Origin of the sequence: Mesorhizobium sp. M2A.F.Ca.ET.039.01.1.1 (genome assembly GCF_003998035.1) — a bacterium.
GTDB lineage: Bacteria > Pseudomonadota > Alphaproteobacteria > Rhizobiales > Rhizobiaceae > Mesorhizobium.
In genome coordinates this window covers 1-515 of sequence record NZ_RZRY01001482.1, presented here as the reverse complement: position 1 = coordinate 515, position 515 = coordinate 1, and the positions used below count along the sequence as shown (strand labels likewise).

The following is a 515-nucleotide window of genomic DNA, read 5'->3' as shown; positions in this document are numbered from 1 at the left end:
GCAGGGCGCCGGCCGTGTGGCAGAGGTCCCAGACGATCAGCGCGCCGGCGTCATGGGCCTTGCGGGTCAGGGCCGCCATATCGCGCAACCGGCCGGACTTGTAATTGACGTGGTTGACCAGGATGACCGCGACACGGTCGTCGATCAGTTCCTCGATCGTCGGCGCATCGACGCCCTCGAGCCGCAGCACCGCGCCGGGCCGCGTCGAGGACACCCCCTCCGCCATGTAGAGGTCGGTCGGAAAGCTGTCGCCTTCGGCAACGATCACCGAGCGGTCGGGTCGCATCGCGAGCGCCGCATGCAGGACCTTGTAGATGTTGATCGAGGTGGTGTCGCATACCACCGTCTGGCCAGGCGCGGCGCCGATCAGACGCCCGAGCCGGTCGCCCAGCTGGACAGGCATGTCGAACCAGCCGGCGGTGTTCCAGGCACGGATGATATCCTGCGCCCATTCCTGCTTCGCGGCCGTCTCGATCTCGTTGAAGACATTGATCGAAGCGGCGCCCAGTGAATTG

General features: G+C 66.4%; 1 protein-coding gene. It reads right to left on the bottom strand.

Annotated features, from left to right (window positions below; all coding sequences use genetic code 11):
• Positions 1–515 (bottom strand): aminotransferase class V-fold PLP-dependent enzyme (locus EOA24_RS40560; protein WP_127410952.1); only part of this gene is annotated, 515 nt, incomplete at both ends.